The sequence below is a fragment of the Stenotrophomonas sp. C9D9 genome (assembly GCF_056491205.1).
This window is the reverse complement of the sequence record NZ_JBSZIF010000004.1, coordinates 2,067,670-2,086,696: the sequence shown is the minus strand read 5'-3', so window position 1 is coordinate 2,086,696 and position 19,027 is coordinate 2,067,670. Positions and strand designations below refer to the sequence as shown.

Here is a 19,027-nt window from a genome sequence, read left to right as displayed (position 1 = left end):
CTCAGCGCCCGCGCTTGCCGAAGCGCACCGCGTCCAGCAGCACGAACACCAGCGGCCACAGGCCCATGCCCAGCAGCGGTGCCCACCAGTACGACCACGGCAGGGTCGGCTCATCCACCACGATGTGGACCAGCGCGCTGACGATGCGGTCGTTGAACAGCAGGCCGCCGATGGCCAGCATCTGCTGCGACATCGGGAAGAAGCGGATGCGGGCGCGGAAGCGCTGCAGGATGAAGGCCAGCATCACCAGCCGCAGCGCCTGTTCGCCCAGCACGCCGCCGTACAGCAGGTCGGCGACCACGCCGCTGGCGAAGGCGATGCCCAGGCCGACACGCTCGGGCGCCTCGATGACCCAGTACGCCAGCACCAGCGCCAGCCAGTACGGGCGTAGCGGCTGCAGCAGCGCCGGCAACGGCAGCAGGCCCAGCAGCAGCGCCACCACCAGGCTGGCCGGCAGCACCCACGGGTTGTCTCGCAGACGGCTCATCGCTGGGCCTCCGGCGTGGTCGGTTGCCGGCCAGCGGCCGGCACTACCGTGGAGCTGGCCGGGGGAGAGCCCCCCTCTTGTTGAGGGGGGCGCGCCGACGGCGCGGGGGTAAGGGAGGATGCGGGGACAACCGGCTTCGTCGAAGACGGAGCCGGTTGCCGGCCAGCGGCCGGCACTACCCGGGCCGACCCAGCATCGGGTGGAGAGCCCCCTTGTTGTTCAAGGGGGCGCGCCGAAGGCGGGGGGGCAAGGGAGGATGCGGGGGCAGCATTCCTCGTCACAGACGAGGATTGCTGCCGGCCAGCGGCCGGCACTACCGGAGCAGCAGGATCAAGCGAGGAGGCCGGGGCCACCGTCGGCGTCGCAGACGGAGCCGGTGACCGGCCCACGGCCGGTGCAGGCGTTGCCGGGACGGGTGCCGGCGCGGTGGCGGCCGGTGTGGTTGCCGCAGGCACGGCTCCCGCCGGCGCGGCAGCGGCGCTGGCCGGGCCGCCCGGCGCGGTGGCTTCCAGTTGCAGGCGCAGTTCCGGCGGAATCCGGATCGCCGCGCCCGGGCGCAGCAACAGCACGTCGCGGCCGCGGTCGAGCTGGGCCGCCGGCTTCAGTTCGCCGACCAGGAAGGCATGGGTATCGTCCGGGCGCAGGCCGGTGATGGTGCCGACCGGGAAGCCGGCCGGGAAGCGCCCGCCGAGGCCGGAGGTGACGATCTCATCGCCCACTTCCACGCCGGCGCTGAGCGGAATGTCGCGCAGCTCCAGCTTGTCGCCGCGGCCGTAGACGATCAGGCGCACGCCGTTGCGGGCCACGGTGACCGGCACCGCGTGGTCGGGGTCGGTCAGCAGCAGCACGGTGGAGGTGCCGCCGGTGACGCTGATCACCTGCCCCATCAAGCCGCCGGCGTCGATCACCGCCTGGCCGACATGCACGCCCTCGCGGGTGCCGGCATCAAGCACCAGCCGCTGCTTCACCGGGTCCAGGTCGATGTCCAGGATCGGCGCCAGCTGCACGTCCAGGCCACTGCGCTCGGCCACGTTCAGCAGTTCGCGCAGCTGGGCGTTGTCCAGCGCGGCGGTCTGCAGGCGGGTCAGGCGCGCGTTGGCCAGCAGCAGCTGGTTGCGCAGTTCGCGGTTCTCGGTCACCAGCTGGGTGTGGCTGGCGGCGGAATCCTTGACCTGGTTGCCGAGCTTGCCGGGCAGGCCAGCCAGCGCCCATACCGGTTGCACCAGGCTGTTGGCCTGCTCGCGCAGGCGCGCCAGCCAGCCGGCCTGGTCGTCGAGCACGATCAGGGTGATGGCCAATGCGAGGTAAGCCAGCAACCTCAGGGGGCTGGCGGCATCACCGGATCGGGAGGCAACGGGAGGACCGGCGTAGGGCGGCACGGCAACGATTCAACTGGCAGAAGGCGGAAGGGAAACACGCGGGCGCCCCGCCGGTGCCGGCCCGCCATCGCGGCGGGCCGCACCCCGGAAGGGCGCGGCGGGCAGGAACGGCCGGGACGGCTTATTCCGGCGCAAAGAACTCGTTGCCGTGCATGTCCACCAGCTCCAGCGCACGGCCGCCACCGCGGGCCACGCAGGTCAGCGGATCGTCGGCCACCTGCACGTGCAGGCCGGTTTCCTCGGAGATCAGGCGGTCCAGGTCGCGCAGCAGAGCGCCACCACCGGTCAGCACGATGCCGCGCTCGGCGACGTCGGCGCACAGTTCCGGCGGGGTCTGCTCCAGCGCCAGCTTGACCGCGCTGACGATGCCCGACAGCGGCTCGTGCAGGGCTTCAAGCACCTCGTTGGAGCTGATCTTGATCATCTTCGGCACGCCCTCGGCGAGGTTGCGGCCGGAGATTTCCATCTCGATCACTTCCGCCTGCGGGTAGGCGCAGCCCAGCTCGACCTTGATGCGCTCGGCGGTGGCTTCACCGATCAGCATGCCGTGGTTGCGGCGCACGTAGTTGGTGATCGACTCGTCGAAGCGGTCGCCGCCGATGCGGACCGAGGCCGAATAGACGATGCCGTTGAGCGAGATCACCGCCACTTCGGTGGTGCCGCCGCCGATGTCGATGACCATCGAGCCACGGGCTTCGGTGACCGGCATGCCGGCGCCGATCGCGGCGGCCATCGGCTCTTCGATCAGGAACACGTCACGGGCACCGGCTTCCTCGGCCGATTCCTTGATCGCGCGGCGCTCGACCTGGGTCGAGCCGGCCGGCACGCAGACCAGCACGCGCGGGCTCGGGCGCAGCACGCGCGACTTGTGCACCTTCTTGATGAAGTGCTTGAGCATCGCCTCGGTGTAGGTGAAGTCGGCGATGACGCCGTCCTTCATCGGGCGGATGGTGGTGATGTGGCCCGGGGTACGGCCCAGCATCTGCTTGGCTTCGGCGCCCACGGCTGCCACCGAGCGGGTGCCACCGATGGCACGGTCCTGGCGCACGGCCACGACCGACGGCTCGTTCAGCACGATCCCCTGCCCGCGCACGTAGATGAGGGTGTTGGCCGTGCCCAGGTCGATGGACAGGTCGTTGGAGAACATGCCACGGAGTTTCTTGAACATCTGAGGAAGGAGTCCTGAGGGGTGTCGTGCCCGCCGCGGGATGGCGAAAAAATGGGCAGAATTCGAGGCCGACAAGCCTAGCAACCCGCCTGCCGCCGAGCAAGGAAAAAACTAGCTGAACCCGCGTCTTCACAGGCTTTCGGCCTGATCGGGTCTCACCCGGTTCTGGCCCTGAGCGGCACCAGCGGGTAACCTTTGCGCCGTCGGGCGCCCAAGGGCGCCGTTTGCTTGCCCGCTGAACCGGGCCGGCCCACCCCAAAATTCACCGCATAGGCTTACATCGATGTCCGCTCTGATCTGTGGTTCTCTTGCCTTCGACACCATCATGGTGTTCCCGGACCAGTTCAAGAATCACATCCTGCCGGACAAGGTGCACATCCTGAACGTGTCCTTCCTGGTGCCGCGCATGCGCCGCGAGTTCGGCGGCTGCGCCGGCAACATCGCCTACAACCTGCACCTGCTGGGCGGCCAGCCGATCCCGATGGGCACCGTGGGTTCGGACTTCGGCCCGTACCGCGAATACTTCGAAGGCCTGGGCATCGACCTGACGCGCGTGCGCGTGATCGATGAGCTGTTCACCCCGCAGGCGTTCATCACCACCGACCACGACAACAACCAGATCACCGCCTTCCACCCGGGCGCGATGATGCGTTCCTACGAGAACCACGTGCGTGGCGTGCCGGGCGTGACCCTGGGCCTGGTCGGCCCGGATGGCCGCGAAGGCATGATCCAGAACGCGCAGGAATTCCACGAAGACGGCATTCCGTTCATCTTCGACCCGGGCCAGGCCATGCCGCTGTTCAACGGACCGGAGCTGCGCGCCTTCATCGAGCAGGCCGACTACGTGGTGGTCAACGACTACGAGTCGAACCTGCTGCAGGAACGCACCGGCTGGGACGAGAAGGAGATCGTCAGCCGGGTCAAGGCCTACATCACCACTCGCGGCCCGAAGGGCGCGGTCATCCACACCCCGGAAAAGAGCTACGACATCCCGCCGGCACACGAGCGCCGCGTGGTCGACCCGACCGGCTGTGGCGACGCCTTCCGCGCCGGCCTGATCTACGGCATCCAGAAGGGCTACGACTGGCTGACCATCGGCCGCATGGGCAACCTGATGGGCGCGCTGAAGGTCGAGCACCCGGGCACGCAGAACCAGCGCTTCACCTTTGATGAGTTCAACGAGCAGTTCAAACAGCAATTTGGCTACGCGCTTAGCGCGTAACCAGATTGCTCGCGCATTCCACCTTATCCCCGCGCCTTCGGCGCGCCCCCTTGAACAACAAGGGGGCTTTCCACCCGATGCGCTATCGGGAATGCTGTTGGTAGGTGTCGACCCTGGTCGACACTGTCGGCCAGCGGCCGGCACTACCCCTTCTGCTGCCAAGCGGCCAACAGGTCGCGGCAATCGGCGAAATGCCAGTCGGCACGGCCCGGCCACGGATTTTCCGGCAGGTTGACCAGCACGGTGTGCGTGCCCGCGGCGCGGCCACACTCGAGGTCGTAGGCGTGGTCACCGACCATCACCGCCTCCGACGCTGCGATGCCCCAATGCCGCAGGTGCTGCTGCAGCCCATCCGGTGAGGGCTTGGGCACGGCTTCATCGCGGCCGATGATGTCGGCATCGTCGAACAGTTCCCCAACCCCGATCGCGTCCAGCGTCAGCTTCGCCAGCGCATGATCGTTGCGGGTCAGGATGCCCAGCCGGCAACCGTCGGCTGCCAGCGCACGCAGCAGCTTCACCGCACCCGGCGCCGGCAGTGCGTCCTCGGCCAGCGCGCGTTCGTGATCCAGCAGCCACTCACGCTTGGCCTGGGCCGGTGCATCCGGCAGCGCTGCGATATGGTCGAGGATGTCTTCCTCCGCGGCAATCTGCAGCGCGCGGCGGATCGCGGCGAAATCATGCACGGCCACCGTCAGCGTGCCGTCCATGTCGAACACCCAGTGCCGGATCGCGGACAACGCGTGCACTGCGCTGCCCGTCGCGATCATCACTGCCACCACTGCGGCATGCGGCTGGCGTCGACACCGCCGGTTTCGAACACGGCCGTGCGCGTGCCGCCAGCCTTGACCGGGAACTCGATGCTGATCGACTTGCCCTTGCGCGCCAGCTTCCACAGCGCCTTCTGGTCGGTGATGAACAGGGCAATGGCTTCATCGGTCTTCGGCCGCCACGCCGCCATGGAAATCGGCTTGCCGTCGTCCACGGTCACCTTCACCGTGCACTGCGGGCAGCGGAAATCGCCGGCCTGCAGCACCAGGTAGGCATGCCGCTTCCACTCCGGATGATCGCGGAACACCAGCTGCACCGGCTTGGCGCCGCTGCCATCCACGTCCACTCGTTCCTTGCTGTAGATCTGCGCCGAAACCTGGTTGCCCTTGCTGCCTACCGGGATCTGGTTGTACTGCCACAGCGCCTGCATGCGGCGCAGGTCGCGCGCGGCATCGCCCTTGGCCTTGACCTCGTCGAAGCCTGCGGCGATGCGCTCGGCGGCGGCGGTGTCCTTGTACTGGTCCAGCAGCGAGGCGCCATGCAGGCGCGCGCGTTCCCAGTCCTGCGCGGCCACGGCCATGTCGTACTGCTTGGCCACGTCTTCGGCCTTGGCCTCCTTCTGCGCCTGCACGGCGGCCGCGGCGGCTTCCTGCGCCTTGCGCTCTTCCTCGGGGTTGCTGCAGGCGGCCAGGGCCAGGGCACAGGCGGTGAGCAGGATCAGTCGTTTCATGGCGGAGGTCCTTGGTGTTTTCGCATTCTTGTAGAGTCGAGCCATGCTCGACTGCTGTTGAAGAGCCAGTCGAGCATGGCTCGACTCTACAAAGAAAAGCGCCGGGGGATACCCGGCGCGTCTTCTTACTTGGCTTCGGCCTTGGCCAGCATGTCCTGGACCGAGGCGGTGGTGATCGGGTGGTAGCCCGGCTTGGCCTTTTCGAAGGCCTGCTTGGCCAGCTCCAGACCCTTCGGCGTCTTCACCAGTTCGGCGTAGATCGGCATGATCAGCTTGCGACGACCGACGCGCTCGATGAACGCGGCTGCACCTTCATTGGCCTGCTCGTAACCGCTGCGGATCGCCAGCGGGTACCAGCGCATGGCGATCTCGCCATTCGGGGTGCCGGTGAAGTGGAACGCCTTGTCCAGCGTGGCCAGCTTGTCCAGCGGCTGGGTCGCGCCCAGGCCGTCGATGAAGCGCACCCATTCCTGCGTGCTCCAGTCGGCGATGACCTGGCTGCTCGGCACGGTGCCGGCGCTGGCAAAGGCAATGCGCGCGGTATCGACACTGCTGAAGTTGCGCGACTGCGCCTTGGCCGCGAACGCCGGAATGCCCGGCTCGTCCAGCCATGCCTTCAGTTCGGCCTCGGTCACTGCCGACGGATTCTTCGGCAGCAGGTTCTTCTTCATGTACTCGACGAACTGGTCGGTGTTCGCGCTCTGGAATGCGTGGTCATCGAACCAACCGCGCAGGAACGGATCGAAGGTCTCGCGGCCGAAGCGCTGTTCCAGGAATTCCAGGAACCACGAGCCCTTGACATAGGCCACCTGGCTGAGGGCTTCGTCGGGGTCACGCTCGTTCAGCGGCGGCAGCGCCAGCGCCTGGTCGGCCGGGCTCATGTCCTTCACTTCGGCCAGCAGGTCGGTCTGGTCGATCTGCTTCTCCATCTCGGCCATCTCCTTGCCGTACAGGGCTTCGGTGATGCGGCCCTGGACGTAGGTGGTGAAGCCTTCATTGAGCCAGATGTCCTTCCAGCTGGCGTTGGTCACCAGGTTGCCCGACCAGCTGTGCGCCAGTTCGTGTGCGACCAGCGAGACCAGCGACTTGTCACCGACGATCACGGTCGGGGTGGCGAAGGTCAGGCGCGGGTTCTCCATGCCGCCGAACGGGAACGACGGCGGCAGCACCAGCATGTCGTAGCGGCCCCAGCGGTATTCGCCATACAGCTTCTCGGCGGCACCGATCATCTTCTCGGTGTCTTCGAATTCCTTGGCGGCCTTGTTGACCATGGTCGGCTCGGCCCAGACGCCGGAGCGGCCGGAGATCGGCTCGAACACCAGGTCACCGGCGGCGATGGCCAGCAGGTACGACGGAATCGGCTGCGGCATCTTGAAGGTGTAGTCACCGTCACGCGCGGCCTTCGGATCGTTGTCGGCGCTCATCAGCACCATCACGTCCGGGCGCGAGACCACGTGCGCGCTGTAGGTGAAGCGCACGCTCGGGGTGTCCTGCAGCGGCACCCAGGAACGGGCGTGGATCGCCTGCGACTGGCTGAACATGAAGGGCAGCTTCTTGCCCTCGGTCATCGACGGCGCCAGCCACTGCAGGCCCGAAGCGGTCGGTGCGGTGTGGTAGGTCACTTCCACCTTGGCCGGCTGTTCCGGGGCCTCGATGGTCAGCTTGCTGCCGAACACCTTGTCGACCGGGGCCAGCTCGAACTTCAGCGCGCTGCGCGCGCCATCGGCGGCGACGGCCTCGACCTTGGACACGGTCAGCTCGCGGGTGTCGAGCACCAGCTGCTTGGCATCCTTCTGCTTCCATTCCAGGGTGTAGGTGGCGGTGCCGCCGATCTGCTTCTGGTCGAAGTCCAGCTTCAGATCCAGCGCGATGTCCTTGATGACGACCTTGTCCGGCTCGGCGTACGAGCTTTCGTCGTGGCTGCGGTTCTCGGCGTTCACGGGGGCGGCGGGAGCCTTTGCGGCAGTCGGGGCGGCGGCGGGCGCGGCCGCCTCCTGGGAGCAGCCGGCGGCCAGGGCCACGGCCAGCGGAAGGAGCATCAGCGGATTACGCATGAATCGGGACCGTTACGGGGATCAGACCCCCAATGGTACCTCCCTGCGGCCCCGCAGGCGTTGCGCGGTGCGGGGTAATGGCGGGCGGGGCTGATCCTGCGCCTCCCGCACATGCCAACCAAGGTCGGCATCCACAGGTAGGTGCCAACCTTGGTTGGCACGGATGTGTCAGCGCCCGGTGCAAGCGTGTGCCAACCAAGGTTGGCACCTACCAGAACAGGTAGCGCCGGGCCATGCCCGGCGGCCCCACACGCTTTACAGCTTGTAGCCGGAGTGGATCGAAACGATGCCGCCGGTCAGGTTCTTGTAGTGGCAGCGCTCGAAACCGGCCTGCCCCATCATCGCCTTCAGTTCATCCTGCGGTGGGTGCTTGCGGATGCTCTCGGCCAGGTACTGGTAGCTGTCCGAATCGTTGGCGAACAGCTTGCCCAGCTTGGGCAGGATCCTGAACGAGTGGAAGTCGTAGATCGGCTTGAACCAGTCCGCGGTGACTTCGGAGAACTCCAGCACGCGGGCCTGGCCGCCCACCTTCAGCACGCGGTACATCTCGCGCAGGCCAGCGTCCTTGTCGGTCACGTTGCGCAGGCCAAAGGCAATCGTGACCAGGTCGAAGCTGTTGTCCGGGAACGGCAGGGCTTCGGCGTTGCACTGCACGTAGTCCAGGCCGAGCACCAGGCCGCGGTTGGTCAGGCGGTCACGGCCGACCGACAGCATGCCGGCGTTGATGTCGCCCAGCACCACCGAGCCCTCGGCGCCGACGCGCTCCTTCAGCAGGGCGGCGATGTCGCCGGTGCCGCCGGCCAGGTCGAGCACGCGGTCGCCCGGCTTCACCTGCGCGGTCGCCACGTAGTAGCGCTTCCACGCCCGGTGCACGCCCAGGCTCATCAGGTCGTTCATCAGGTCGTAGTTACGCGCGACCGAGGTGAACACCTGGCCGACCAGCTTCTGCTTGTCCTTGGCGGCGACGTCGCGGAACCCGAAATGGGTGGTACCGGCTTTGTAGGGGGATTCGCTCATGGCCCCGATTATCGCACCGCCGGGGGCCAGCGGCACCCCCTGCCCGTATCATGGCGGGCCACGACTTACCGGAGCCCCCGCATGATCACCACGCCCGACTACCAGGCCCTGCTGCAGACCGCCATCGCCGAAGCCCGCCAGGGCCTGGCCGAAGGCGGCGTACCGATCGGCGCGGCGCTGTACCACAACGATGGCCGCCTGCTCGGCTGTGGCCACAACCGCCGCGTGCAGGAAGGCGACCCCTCCGTGCATGGCGAGACCGACGCCTTCCGCAAGGCCGGCCGCCAGCGCCGCTATCAGGACACCATCATGGTCACCACCCTGGCCCCGTGCTGGTACTGCTCGGGCCTGGTCCGCCAGTTCAACATCGGCACCGTGGTGGTGGGCGAATCGCGCACCTTCCAGGGCGGCATCGACTGGCTGCGCGAGAACGGCGTCAACGTGATCGACCTCGACAACCAGGAATGCGTCGACCTGCTCGGCGACTTCATCAGCCGCCATCCGGACATCTGGAACGAAGACATCGGTGAATGAGCACCACGCAGCGTACTGTTGAACCCGCTTAATGAACGCTTCAGTGCCGGCACACCCTTGTCCCGGCAGCGTTTGCGGCCATTGCCGTGAACCCGTGCACAGTCAGCTGCCAGGCCTGCATACACAGCGGTAACACCCCACCCGGGCAACGCGCCTAGGGTGGGGTTACCGGGGCCTTCTCCCCCCGGCGGAGCCAGCCATGTGCGCGCACGCCGTTCGCCCTACGCCCGACCCGGTTCTCGATGCCATCCGCGAACGCCTGCAGCAGCAGTACGCGCTGCACCAGCGCGGCGCGCTGTTCTGGACCGCCTACCAGGGCCTGCAGCTGGAACTGGTGCGTGGCCATCCGCTCGACCATGAGCGCCTGTGCAACGCGATGGCCGACATCGCCGAAGACCTCGGTGCGGTCGAGCACGCGCAATTGATAGGCAATCGCAACGCCGGCTCCACGCCGCGCTGACACGGCTTGCACCGGCGCATACGCCACACTGCGATGAACCCCCACTCCCATCCACTTCAACCGATTGGATCGACATGCACGCCGAAGTCCCCACCATTCCCCCGGTCATCAACGTTGACGCCGAACTTGACCACTGGCGCCGCCAGCATGCCGACGGCGCACTGCCGCACAACTCGTTCGGCTCGTACGTGCCATGGATCAAGTTTGCCTGCGATTCGCTGATCACCCAGCCGCGCGCCAGCAATGCGCAGCGCGACGAGATGTTCCAGACCCAGTACGCACTGCAGATCATGCCGCGCCTGAGCGAAGCCCAGGCCCGCGAATTCGTCGACCGTTGCTGGCAGCACGTCTACCAGACCAGCCCGGTGCGCCTGCAGGACGCGCCGCGCCTGCGCGCCTGAGCTGCCTCGCGACGGCTGCACGGCCCCTGCACGAGCCACTGCCGATCATCCTCGTCACCTGAGTGGGACGACGACGATGAAAGCACGCAATCTGTTCAATACGATCGCCAAGAAGGCCGCGGCCGCCACCGGTTCGCCGTGGACCTTCCTGGCTGCGGCAGCGATCGTGGTGATCTGGGGCATCAGCGGTCCGGTGTTCGGTTTCAACGACACCTGGCAGCTGGTGATCAACACCGGTACCACCATCATCACCTTCCTGATGGTGTTCCTGATCCAGCACACGCAGAACGCGGATACCGCCGCGATGCAGATCAAGCTCGACGAGCTGATCCGTGCCACCGCAGAGGCCAACAACGAACTGTTGGATCTGGAAGAACTGGACGAAGAGCGGCTGGAAGAGATCCGCCGCGAGTACGAGCAGATGGCCCGCGAAGCCGGCGACGCGCTGGCGCGGGTGCGCGCCTGCCATGTGGCGCGGCGCGACGATGAGGCGGTGTAGCTGGCCCTGGAATGACACTGCCGGCCAGCGGCCGGCACTACCATCGATCATCCGGGTAGAGCCGGCCGCTGGCCGGCTTCTCTCAGCTGCGCTCGTGCCAGCCGCCACCCAGCACCTTGTACAGAGTGATGCGGTTGGCCTGCTGCGCCAGCTGCGCCTGCAGCTGGGTCTGCTGCGCGTTGTAGGCGGTACGCCGCGCATCAAGCAGGGTCACGAAGCTGTCCAGGCCAGCGTCGTAGCGTGCCTGCGACAGGCGGTTGGCCTGTTCGGCCGCTTCCACCAGGCGCTGCTGTGAACTCACCTGCTCATCCAGGCTGACATTCAATGCCAGCGCATCGGCCGTTTCGCGGAAGCCCACCTGGATCGACTTCTCGTACTGCGCCAGCGCGATGTCACGGTCCGCATTGGCGATGGCCAGGTTGGCGCGCAGCTTGCCACCCTGGAAGATCGGCAGGGTGATCTTCGGCAGGAAGCTCCACACGCGGGTGCCGCTGTCGAACAGGTTGGACAGTTCGCTCGAGCCGCTGCCGATGCTGCCGGTCAGCGAGATGCTCGGGAAGAACGCCGCACGTGCCGCGCCGATGTTGGCATTGGCGGCCAGCAGCTGGTGTTCGGCAGCCATGATGTCCGGGCGCTGCAGCAGCACGTCGCTGGGCAGGCCGGCCGGCGGCGGTGCCAGCGCCAGCAGCTGCGGTTCGATGCTGTCCGGCAGCAGCGTCGGATCCAGCTGGCCACCGGCCAGCAGCGCCAGTGCGTTGCGGTCCTGCGCCAGCTGCCCGCGCAGGCGCGCGGCATCGGTGCGCGCGGTCTCGACCAGGGTACGGGTCTGGGTCAGTTCCAGCGCCGAACTGCCACCACGCTCGTGGCGGGCTTCGGCCAGGCGCAGCGAGTCCTCGTAGGTCTTCAGCGTGGCGTCGGCGATCTTCAGCCGCTGCGCATCGGCGCCATAGGTCAGCCACGCCGTCGCGGTCTCGGCCACCAGGCTCAGCTGCGCGTTGCGGCGGTTGGCGGCCACGGCGAAGTACTGCTGCAGCGCCGCTTCACTGAGATTGCGCACGCGGCCGAACAGGTCCAGCTCGAACTCGGCCACGCCGACACCGGCGGTGAACTGCTCGGTGACACCGGCGTCGGTGCCCTGGCGCTGCATCTGGCCGGTGACGGCCACGCCGGGCACGCGGTCGGCGCGCTGCACGCGGTACTGGCCGCGCGCGCGTTCAACATTGAGCACGGCCACGCGCAGGTCGCGGTTGTTCTGCAGCGACTGGTCGATCACCTGCTGCAGGCGCGCATCGGTGAAGAAGTCGCGCCAGCCAACGGCGGCAACATCGGCCACCTGGCCCTGCGTGGCCTCGGCCGGCCACTGCGCCGGAATGGCCGGAGCGACGGCGGTGTCCTTCGGTGCCAGGGTGGAGCAGCCGCCCAGCGCGAGCGCGGCGGCAATGGAAAGGAACAGGGATGCACTTTTCATGGGAATGACTTCCATCGGTACTGCCGGATGGCAGGAGGTCGTGCCGGCCAGCGGCCGGCACGACCGTTTCGCTTACGTCGAGGATTTGCGCTTGAACAGGCGCTGCACCACCACGAAGAACAGCGGTACGAAGAACACGCCGAGCACGGTGCCGACGATCATGCCGCCGAGCACGCCGGTGCCGATCGCCTGCTTGGCGCCGGAGCCGGCACCGGTGGAGATCGCCAGCGGTACCACGCCCATGCCGAAGGCCAGCGAGGTCATCACGATCGGGCGCAGGCGGTCACGCACGGCGTGCATGATCGACTCGATCAGGCTGGCGCCCTTCTCCAGGTTTTCCTTGGCGAACTCGACGATCAGGATCGCGTTCTTGCTGGTCAGGCCCACCGTGGTCAGCATCGCCACCTGGAAGTAGATGTCGCGCTCCAGGCCCTTGAAGGTGTTGGCCAGCACCGCGCCGAGGATACCCAGCGGAGCCGCCAGCAGCACCGCGGTCGGCACGCTCCAGCTTTCGTACATCGCGGCCAGGCACAGGAACACGATCATCAGCGACAGCGTGTACAGCAGCGGCGTCTGCGAGCCGGCCTGACGTTCCTGGTAGGACATCGCCGTCCACTCGATGCCGAAGCCCTGCGGCAGCTGCTTGGCCAGCTGTTCGATCTCGGCCATGGCATCACCGGAGGCCACACCCGGGGCCGGTTCACCCTGGATTTCCATCGCCGACACGCCGTTGTAGCGCTCCAGGCGCGGCGAGCCGTAGTCCCAGTGCTTGGTGGCGAAGGCACTGAACGGCACCATCTCGCCCTTGTCGTTCTTCACGGACCAGAGATCGAAGTCCTCCGGCACCATGCGGAACGCCTGGTCGGCCTGCACGAACACACGCTTGACGCGGCCGCGATCGACGAAGTCATCGATGTACGAGCTGCCCCACGCCGCGGCCAGCGTGCCGTTGATCTGGTCGATCGACAGCCCCAGCGAGGTCGCCTTGGCCGCGTCGATGTCGATGCGGAACTGCGGCGTGTCTTCCTGGCCGTTCGGGCGCACGTTGGCCAGCTTCTTGCTGCCGGCGGCGAGGCCGAGCAGCTGGTTGCGCGCGGCCACCAGTGCCTCGTGGCCCTGGCCGCTGTTGTCCTTCAGGAAGAAGGTGTAGCCCGAAGCGGTACCCAGTTCCGGAATGGCCGGCGGCGGGAAGGCGAAGATGAAGGCATCCTTGATCTGGCCCAGTGCCGCCATGGCACGACCGGTGATCGGCATCACGCCATTGTTGGCGTCACGCTCGCTCCAGTCCTTCAGCTTGACGAATGCCATGCCGGCGTTCTGGCCCATGCCGGCGAAGCTGAAGCCCTGCACCGAGAACACCGAGTCCACCGCATCCTTCTCGTTCTGCAGGAAGTGGTTTTCCAGTGCCGCGATCGATTCCAGCGTACGTTCCTGGGTGGCGCCGACCGGGGCCTGCACCAGCGCCATCAGCACACCCTGGTCTTCGTTGGGCAGGAACGAGCTGGGCAGGCGCACGAACAGCACGCCCATCAGCACGAACAGCGCCGCCACGATGCCCATGAAGCGCCACGGACGGTGGATGATGCCGCGCACGCCGCGCTGGTAGCTTTCGCTGGTGCGGTCGAAGCCGCGGTTGAAGCCGTTGAAGAAACGACCGGCCAGGCCGCGGTGGGCGACGTGGTGCTCACCCTTCTTCAGCGGCTTGAGCATGGTCGCGCACAGCGCAGGCGTCAGCACGATCGCCACCAGCACCGACAACGCCATCGCAGAGACAATCGTGGCCGAGAACTGGCGATAGATCACACCGGTGGAGCCGCTCATGAAAGCCATCGGCACGAACACCGCCGACAGCACCAGGCCGATACCCACCAGTGCGCCGGTGATCTGGCCCATCGACTTGCGGGTCGCTTCGAGCGGCGACAGCCCTTCCTCGGACATGATGCGCTCGACGTTCTCCACCACCACGATGGCATCGTCCACCAGCAGGCCGATCGCCAGCACCATCGCGAACATGGTCAGCATGTTCACCGAGAAGCCCAGCATCGCCAGCACGCCGAAGGTACCCAGCAGCACCACCGGCACGGCGATGGTCGGGATCAGGGTGGCGCGGAAGTTCTGCAGGAACAGGTACATCACCACGAACACCAGCACGATCGCTTCGATCAGGGTCTGCACCACGCCCTTGATCGACACGCGCACGAACGGGGTGGTGTCGTACGGGATCTCGGCCTTCAGGCCGGCCGGGAAGAAGCTCTTCATGTCCTGCAGCGCGGCATCCACGCCGGCTGCGGTATCAAGCGCGTTGGCGCCGGTGGCCAGGGTGACCGCCAGGCCGCTGGCCGGCTGGCCGTTGTAGCGGGTGACGAAGTCGTAGGACTCGGCACCCAGCTCGACGCGGGCGACATCGCCCAGGCGCAGTTCGGCACCATCCTGCGCGCCGCGCACGATGATGTTGCGGAACTGTTCCGGGGTCTGCAGGCGCGACTGCGCGTTGATCGTGGCGTTGAGCTGCTGGCCCTTCACCGACGGCGCACCGCCGAGCTGGCCGATCGCCACCTGGGCGTTCTGCGCCTTGATCGCGGCGGTCACTTCCGGCACCGACAGGCCATAGGTGTGCAGCTTGTTCGGGTCCAGCCAGATGCGCATGGCGTACTTGCCACCGAACACCTGGATGTTGCCCACGCCCGGCACGCGGCTGAGACGGTCGACGACATTGGAACCGACGTAGTCGGCGATGTCGTTGGCGTCCATGCTGCCGTTCTCGGACACGAACGCGATGACGTTCAGGAAGCCCGAGCTGGACTTGGCCACGTTGATGCCCTGCCGCTGCACTTCCTGCGGCAGCAGCGGCATGGCCAGCTGCAGCTTGTTCTGCACCTGCACCTGGGCGATGTCCGGGTTGGTGCCGCTCTCGAAGGTCAGGGTGATGGTGGCCTGGCCGTTGGACGAGCTGTTGGAGGAGAAGTAGATCAGGCCATCAAGGCCCTTCATGTTCTGCTCGATGATCTGCGTCACCGAGTCCTCGACCACCTTGGCCGATGCACCCGGATAGGTGGCGCTGATTTCCACCGCCGGCGGTGCGACGTTGGGATACATCGAGACCGGCAGCTTGAACAGGGCCAGGCCGCCGGCGAGCATGATGATGATGGCGATCACCCACGCGAAGATGGGTCGATCGATGAAAAAGCGTGCCATGGGGTTCTCCGCTTACTTCGCGTCGCCGGCCGGGGCGGCAGGCTGGGCGGCCGCTGCCGGCTTGGCCGGAGCAGCGCCCTTCTCGGTGGCCTTGACCGGCATGCCGGGGCCGATCTTCTGCAGGCCTTCGACGATGACCTTGTCACCAGCCTTCAGACCGTCCTCGACCAGCCATTTGTCGCCGACCGTGCGGCTGACCTTGACCGGGCGCACTTCGACCTTGTTGTCCTTGTCGACCACCATCGCCGTGGTGTCGCCCTTCGGATCGCGGGCGATGCCCTGCATCGGCACCAGCACCGCGTCGCTGCGCACGCCGCCGCCGATCACCGCACGCACGTACATGCCCGGCATCAGCAGGCCGTCCGGGTTGTCCACCTTCACGCGCAGGCCGAAGCTGCCGGTGGTCGGATCGACGCTGACTTCGGAGAACTCCAGCGTGCCCTTGTGCTCGAAGGTGCTGCCGTCTTCCATCAGGATGCTGACCGGCAGGGTCTGGTTGTCCTGCAGGCGGCCGGCGGCCAGTTCGCGGCGCAGCTGCAGCAGCTCGGCCGAGGACTGGGTCAGGTCGACATAGATCGGGTCCAGCTGCTGCACGGTGGCCAGTGCGTTGGCCTGGCCGGCGCTGACCAGCGCACCCTGGGTGACGCTGGACTTGCCGATGCGGCCGCTGATCGGCGCGGTGATGCGGGCGTAGCCCAGGGTGACGTTGGCCGCATCCAGCGAAGCCTTGGCGGCCCCGACGTCAGCCTCGGCCTGCTTCTGCGCGGCCACGGCGTTTTCCAGGTCCTGCTGGCTGACCGCATCGACCTTGGCCAGCTCGGTGATGCGCTTGGCACTCAGGCGGGCGGCATTGGCGGTGGCTTCGGCGCGGGCCAGCTGGGCGCGGGCGTTGTTGGCCTGGGCCCGGTAGCTGGCGTCGTCGAGCTGGTACAGCGCCTCGCCGGCCTTGACCATGCCGCCCTCGGTGAACAGGCGCTTGGCGACGATGCCGTTGACCTGCGGGCGCACTTCGGCGACCAGGAAGGCATTGGTACGGCCCGGCAGCTCGCGGGTCAGGCCCACGGTCTCGGACTTCAGCGTGACCACGGTGACGTCACCCGGGCCCTGTTCGGGGGCCTGGGGTTGGCCGCCGCAGGCAGCCACGGTCGCGGCGATTGCCAGCGACAGTGCAAAGGGTCGGATTCGGCTCAGCAACATGACGGAAAGGCTCTTGGAGGAAGGAATCTCAGAGGAGGCTGATACCGCTGGACTTCCCCTTGTTCCGGTGAAAGCCCCGCAGATCGCGCCCACCCGGGTGGAGTGGGAGCCGGACCGGCCTGCCACGCACACGACGGGAATGATGGGTGCGAAATATACATACATGCTTGTTTGTTTGTAAACCGGTACAATTCAGCCACGTTTCACCCGCACTCGTACCCACACCCATGGCCCGCAAGACCAAAGAGGACACCCAGGCAACCCGGGAAGGCATCCTTGACGCCGCCGAAGCCTGCTTCCATGAACACGGCGTGGCCCGTACCACGCTGGAGATGATCGGTGCCCGCGCCGGCTACACCCGTGGCGCGGTCTACTGGCACTTCAAGAACAAGAGCGAGGTGCTGGCCGCGATCGTCGAGCGCGTGCACCTGCCCTTCATGCAGGAACTGGAGCGCACCTCCACCGACCAGCGCGACACCCCGGTGCACGACCTGCGCGCGGTAATGATCCACTCGTTCATCGAGCTGTCCGAGGACGAGCGCCTGCGCAAGACCATGGAAATCATGCTGCGCAGCGATGCGTCGGCTGACACCAAGGTGCTGACCGAGATGCAGCAGGCCGGATTCCGCGATGCGCTGGACCGGATGGAGCGCGCCCTGCGCCGCGCCCGCGATCTGGGCCAGCTGCGCGAAGGCGCCGACCCCAAGATCGCCGCACGCATGCTGCACGCCACCGTGCTGGGCGTGCTGCACGGGGCAATGGTCGAACCGGAACTGATGGACCTCAAGCGCGACGGCATGCTCGCACTGGACATGACCCTGGCCGCCTACGTGAAGGACGGTGTGTTCGTTCCCGGAACGGTGCCCGAGCCGTTGCCGGAAGCATGAGCGGCGTTGCTGCCGCCATCGCGGCACTGCACGATCTCTACCTGCCCGCAGGGCTGCAGTTGACCGGACCGATCGTGGCGGAAGCGGAAAGCGCAGAGTACGGTGCCTGCCGCTTTGCCCTTGAGGGTCACAGCATCGTGTTCCGCGTCGCGAAGATCACCCCCACCAAGACCGGCCAGTTCGTAACCCTGTGGAAGCGCCCCGCCCCCGGTTCTGATATCGCTCCATTGGATGCAGCCGATGCTGTGCACTTCGTGGTGATCGCGATCTTCGACGGAACACAGCGCGGGCAGTTCATCTTCAGTCGTGACCTGCTGATCGAGCGCGGCGTGATGTCGCGCGATGGCGAGGGCGGAAAGCGCGCCCTCCGTGTCTATCCGCCGTGGAGCACGCCGACCGCAAAGGACGCGATCCGGACCCGGCAGTGGCAGCTTCGTTGCTTCCTGCCCACCGGTGCTGATGTCTCCGCCTCCGCCGGTGATCGATTACGCTCACTGTTGGGTTGAACCCGGCGGACCTTCCCTTTTCTGGACGCATCGTGATGATCCTGGACAACGTGGTATGGGGCTTCATCGGCTGCGGCAGCGTCACCGAGAAGAAGAGCGGCCCCGCCCTGGCCAGCATACCCGGCTCGCGGGTGGCAGCGGTCATGCGCCGCAATGCCGCATTGGCCGAGGATTATGCGCGGCGCCATGCGATTCCCCGCTGGTACGCGGACGCCGATGCACTCATCGCCGATCCGGAGGTGAACGCGGTGTACGTCGCAACACCGCCCTCCACGCACATGCAGTACGCATTGCAGGCGATTGCCGCGAGCAAGCCGGTCTATATCGAAAAGCCGATGGCCATGGACCACGGCGAGTGCCAGCGCATCGTTGAAGCCAGCGCCCGCAGCGGCGTACCGGTATTCGTGGCCTACTACCGCCGCGCCCTGCCCCGCTTCGCACAGGTGAAGCAGTTGCTGGACAGCGGCGCGATCGGCACGCCGCGCAGCGTGCGCGCGACCCTGCATCGGCCGCATTCGGCGAATGCCGCATCGCCTGACTTCTGGCGGACCAATCCGGCGATCGCCGGCGGCGGCCTGTTCGTCGACCTGGGCTCGCACACCCTGGACCTGCTGGATCATCTGCTGGGGCCGCTGAGCGATGTGCGTGGCCTGGCCAGTTCGTTGACCGGCGCCTACGCCGCCGAGGACAGCGTCTCGATGTGCTTCCGCACCGGGACGGGTGCTCACGGCATCGCGCAATGGAGCTTCTGCGCGTTCCGCCGCCAGGATGAGATCGAGATCACCGGCGACCGTGGGCAGCTGCGCTTTGCCACCTTCGAGGACGTTCCGATGGAGCTGGAAACCGAAGCCGGCGTGCAGACGTTCGACATCCCCAACCCGCCGTCGATCCAGCAACCGTTGATTGCCTCCCTCGTGGACGAACTGCGCGGCAACGGGCGCTCGCCCTCGAACGGCATCAGCGCCGCCCGCACCAGTGCGGTGATCGACCAGGTGCTGCAGGCCTACCGCGCGCGGCAATCACGCTGACCGCACAGGAAAAAGGCCGCCTTGCGG

At 67.0% G+C, this 19,027-nt stretch carries 18 protein-coding genes; 8 read left to right on the top strand and 10 right to left on the bottom strand.

The genetic code is table 11. The annotated features are described in order from the left end of the window. Position 1: 1 nt before the first annotated feature. The 3 genes from mreD to ACXI0D_RS14995 form a co-directional block, all read right to left on the bottom strand. Entirely contained in the window at positions 2-487 is a 486-nt protein-coding gene (mreD, locus tag ACXI0D_RS15005) for a rod shape-determining protein MreD (RefSeq protein ID WP_005419400.1), read from the bottom strand. Beyond that, positions 484-1,866 (bottom strand): rod shape-determining protein MreC, encoded by a 1,383-nt coding sequence (mreC, locus tag ACXI0D_RS15000; RefSeq protein ID WP_119006791.1) that lies wholly within the window; start codon positions 1,864-1,866, stop codon positions 484-486. The genes mreD and mreC overlap by 4 nt, the downstream gene beginning before the upstream one ends. 121 nt (positions 1,867-1,987) lie before the next feature. After that, positions 1,988-3,034, bottom strand: coding sequence for a rod shape-determining protein (locus ACXI0D_RS14995; RefSeq protein WP_005419402.1), 1,047 nt, complete (start codon positions 3,032-3,034; stop codon positions 1,988-1,990). A 283-nt stretch (positions 3,035-3,317) separates the two neighbouring features. On the opposite strand from ACXI0D_RS14995, the gene ACXI0D_RS14990 reads away from it, so the two are divergent. Beyond that, on the top strand, positions 3,318-4,256 hold the full coding sequence (locus ACXI0D_RS14990; protein ID WP_479642730.1) for a carbohydrate kinase family protein: 939 nt from the start codon (positions 3,318-3,320) through the stop codon (positions 4,254-4,256). A gap of 143 nt (positions 4,257-4,399) precedes the next feature. Here ACXI0D_RS14990 and ACXI0D_RS14985 read toward each other — a convergent pair whose 3' ends face one another. The 4 genes from ACXI0D_RS14985 to ubiE form a co-directional block, all read right to left on the bottom strand. After that, on the bottom strand, positions 4,400-5,023 hold the full coding sequence (locus ACXI0D_RS14985; RefSeq protein ID WP_049443688.1) for an HAD family hydrolase: 624 nt from the start codon (positions 5,021-5,023) through the stop codon (positions 4,400-4,402). After that, on the bottom strand, positions 5,023-5,754 hold the full coding sequence (locus ACXI0D_RS14980; protein WP_049443690.1) for a hypothetical protein: 732 nt from the start codon (positions 5,752-5,754) through the stop codon (positions 5,023-5,025). Before ACXI0D_RS14980 ends, ACXI0D_RS14985 begins: the two co-directional genes overlap by 1 nt. A 125-nt stretch (positions 5,755-5,879) precedes the next feature. Next, a complete protein-coding gene (locus tag ACXI0D_RS14975; RefSeq protein WP_014038524.1) occupies positions 5,880-7,808 on the bottom strand; it encodes a M1 family metallopeptidase in 1,929 nt (642 codons plus the stop codon). 255 nt (positions 7,809-8,063) lie between these two features. After that, entirely contained in the window at positions 8,064-8,825 is a 762-nt protein-coding gene (gene ubiE, locus ACXI0D_RS14970) for a bifunctional demethylmenaquinone methyltransferase/2-methoxy-6-polyprenyl-1,4-benzoquinol methylase UbiE (RefSeq protein ID WP_006471026.1), read from the bottom strand. Positions 8,826-8,906: 81 nt separating this feature from the next. On the opposite strand from ubiE, the gene ACXI0D_RS14965 reads away from it, so the two are divergent. The 4 genes from ACXI0D_RS14965 to ACXI0D_RS14950 all read left to right on the top strand — a co-directional run bounded on the left by ACXI0D_RS14965 (position 8,907) and on the right by ACXI0D_RS14950 (position 10,719). After that, positions 8,907-9,359, top strand: a complete 453-nt coding sequence (locus ACXI0D_RS14965; RefSeq protein ID WP_005419409.1) for a nucleoside deaminase — start codon at positions 8,907-8,909, stop codon at positions 9,357-9,359. Positions 9,360-9,558: 199 nt separating this feature from the next. Continuing rightward, positions 9,559-9,819 carry a hypothetical protein gene (locus ACXI0D_RS14960; protein ID WP_014038525.1) on the top strand — a complete coding sequence of 87 codons (261 nt, stop codon included), beginning with the start codon at positions 9,559-9,561 and terminating at the stop codon, positions 9,817-9,819. 74 nt (positions 9,820-9,893) lie between these two features. Further along, positions 9,894-10,220 carry a hypothetical protein gene (locus ACXI0D_RS14955; RefSeq protein ID WP_014038526.1) on the top strand — a complete coding sequence of 109 codons (327 nt, stop codon included), beginning with the start codon at positions 9,894-9,896 and terminating at the stop codon, positions 10,218-10,220. Between the two features lie 76 nt (positions 10,221-10,296). Then, positions 10,297-10,719 carry a low affinity iron permease family protein gene (locus tag ACXI0D_RS14950; protein WP_479642729.1) on the top strand — a complete coding sequence of 141 codons (423 nt, stop codon included), beginning with the start codon at positions 10,297-10,299 and terminating at the stop codon, positions 10,717-10,719. Positions 10,720-10,801: 82 nt separating this feature from the next. On the opposite strand, the gene smeF is transcribed toward ACXI0D_RS14950, so the two are convergent. Genes smeF through smeD form a run of 3 tightly spaced genes read right to left on the bottom strand, consistent with a single transcriptional unit; the run spans position 10,802 to position 16,579 of the window. After that, positions 10,802-12,202 (bottom strand): multidrug efflux RND transporter outer membrane subunit SmeF, encoded by a 1,401-nt coding sequence (smeF, locus tag ACXI0D_RS14945; protein WP_119006793.1) that lies wholly within the window; start codon positions 12,200-12,202, stop codon positions 10,802-10,804. Between the two features lie 57 nt (positions 12,203-12,259). Next, complete coding sequence (gene smeE, locus ACXI0D_RS14940; protein ID WP_101766098.1) at positions 12,260-15,382, bottom strand: multidrug efflux RND transporter permease subunit SmeE; 3,123 nt, start codon at positions 15,380-15,382, stop codon at positions 12,260-12,262. 12 nt (positions 15,383-15,394) lie between these two features. Then, the gene (smeD, locus tag ACXI0D_RS14935) at positions 15,395-16,579 is read right to left on the bottom strand and encodes a multidrug efflux RND transporter periplasmic adaptor subunit SmeD (protein WP_049443698.1); all 1,185 of its coding nucleotides are present in this window, start codon (positions 16,577-16,579) and stop codon (positions 15,395-15,397) included. Between the two features lie 227 nt (positions 16,580-16,806). On the opposite strand from smeD, the gene smeT reads away from it, so the two are divergent. From smeT to ACXI0D_RS14920, 3 genes are read left to right on the top strand one after another with little or no spacing between them, the layout of a single operon-like run. Next, positions 16,807-17,466, top strand: coding sequence for an efflux transporter SmeDEF transcriptional repressor SmeT (gene smeT, locus ACXI0D_RS14930; protein ID WP_005419430.1), 660 nt, complete (start codon positions 16,807-16,809; stop codon positions 17,464-17,466). Next, positions 17,463-17,972 carry a MepB family protein gene (locus ACXI0D_RS14925; protein ID WP_049443701.1) on the top strand — a complete coding sequence of 170 codons (510 nt, stop codon included), beginning with the start codon at positions 17,463-17,465 and terminating at the stop codon, positions 17,970-17,972. The genes smeT and ACXI0D_RS14925 overlap by 4 nt, the downstream gene beginning before the upstream one ends. Before the next feature lie 35 nt (positions 17,973-18,007). Continuing rightward, positions 18,008-19,000, top strand: a complete 993-nt coding sequence (locus ACXI0D_RS14920; protein WP_049443703.1) for a Gfo/Idh/MocA family protein — start codon at positions 18,008-18,010, stop codon at positions 18,998-19,000. The last annotated feature ends 27 nt before the right edge of the window (positions 19,001-19,027 follow it).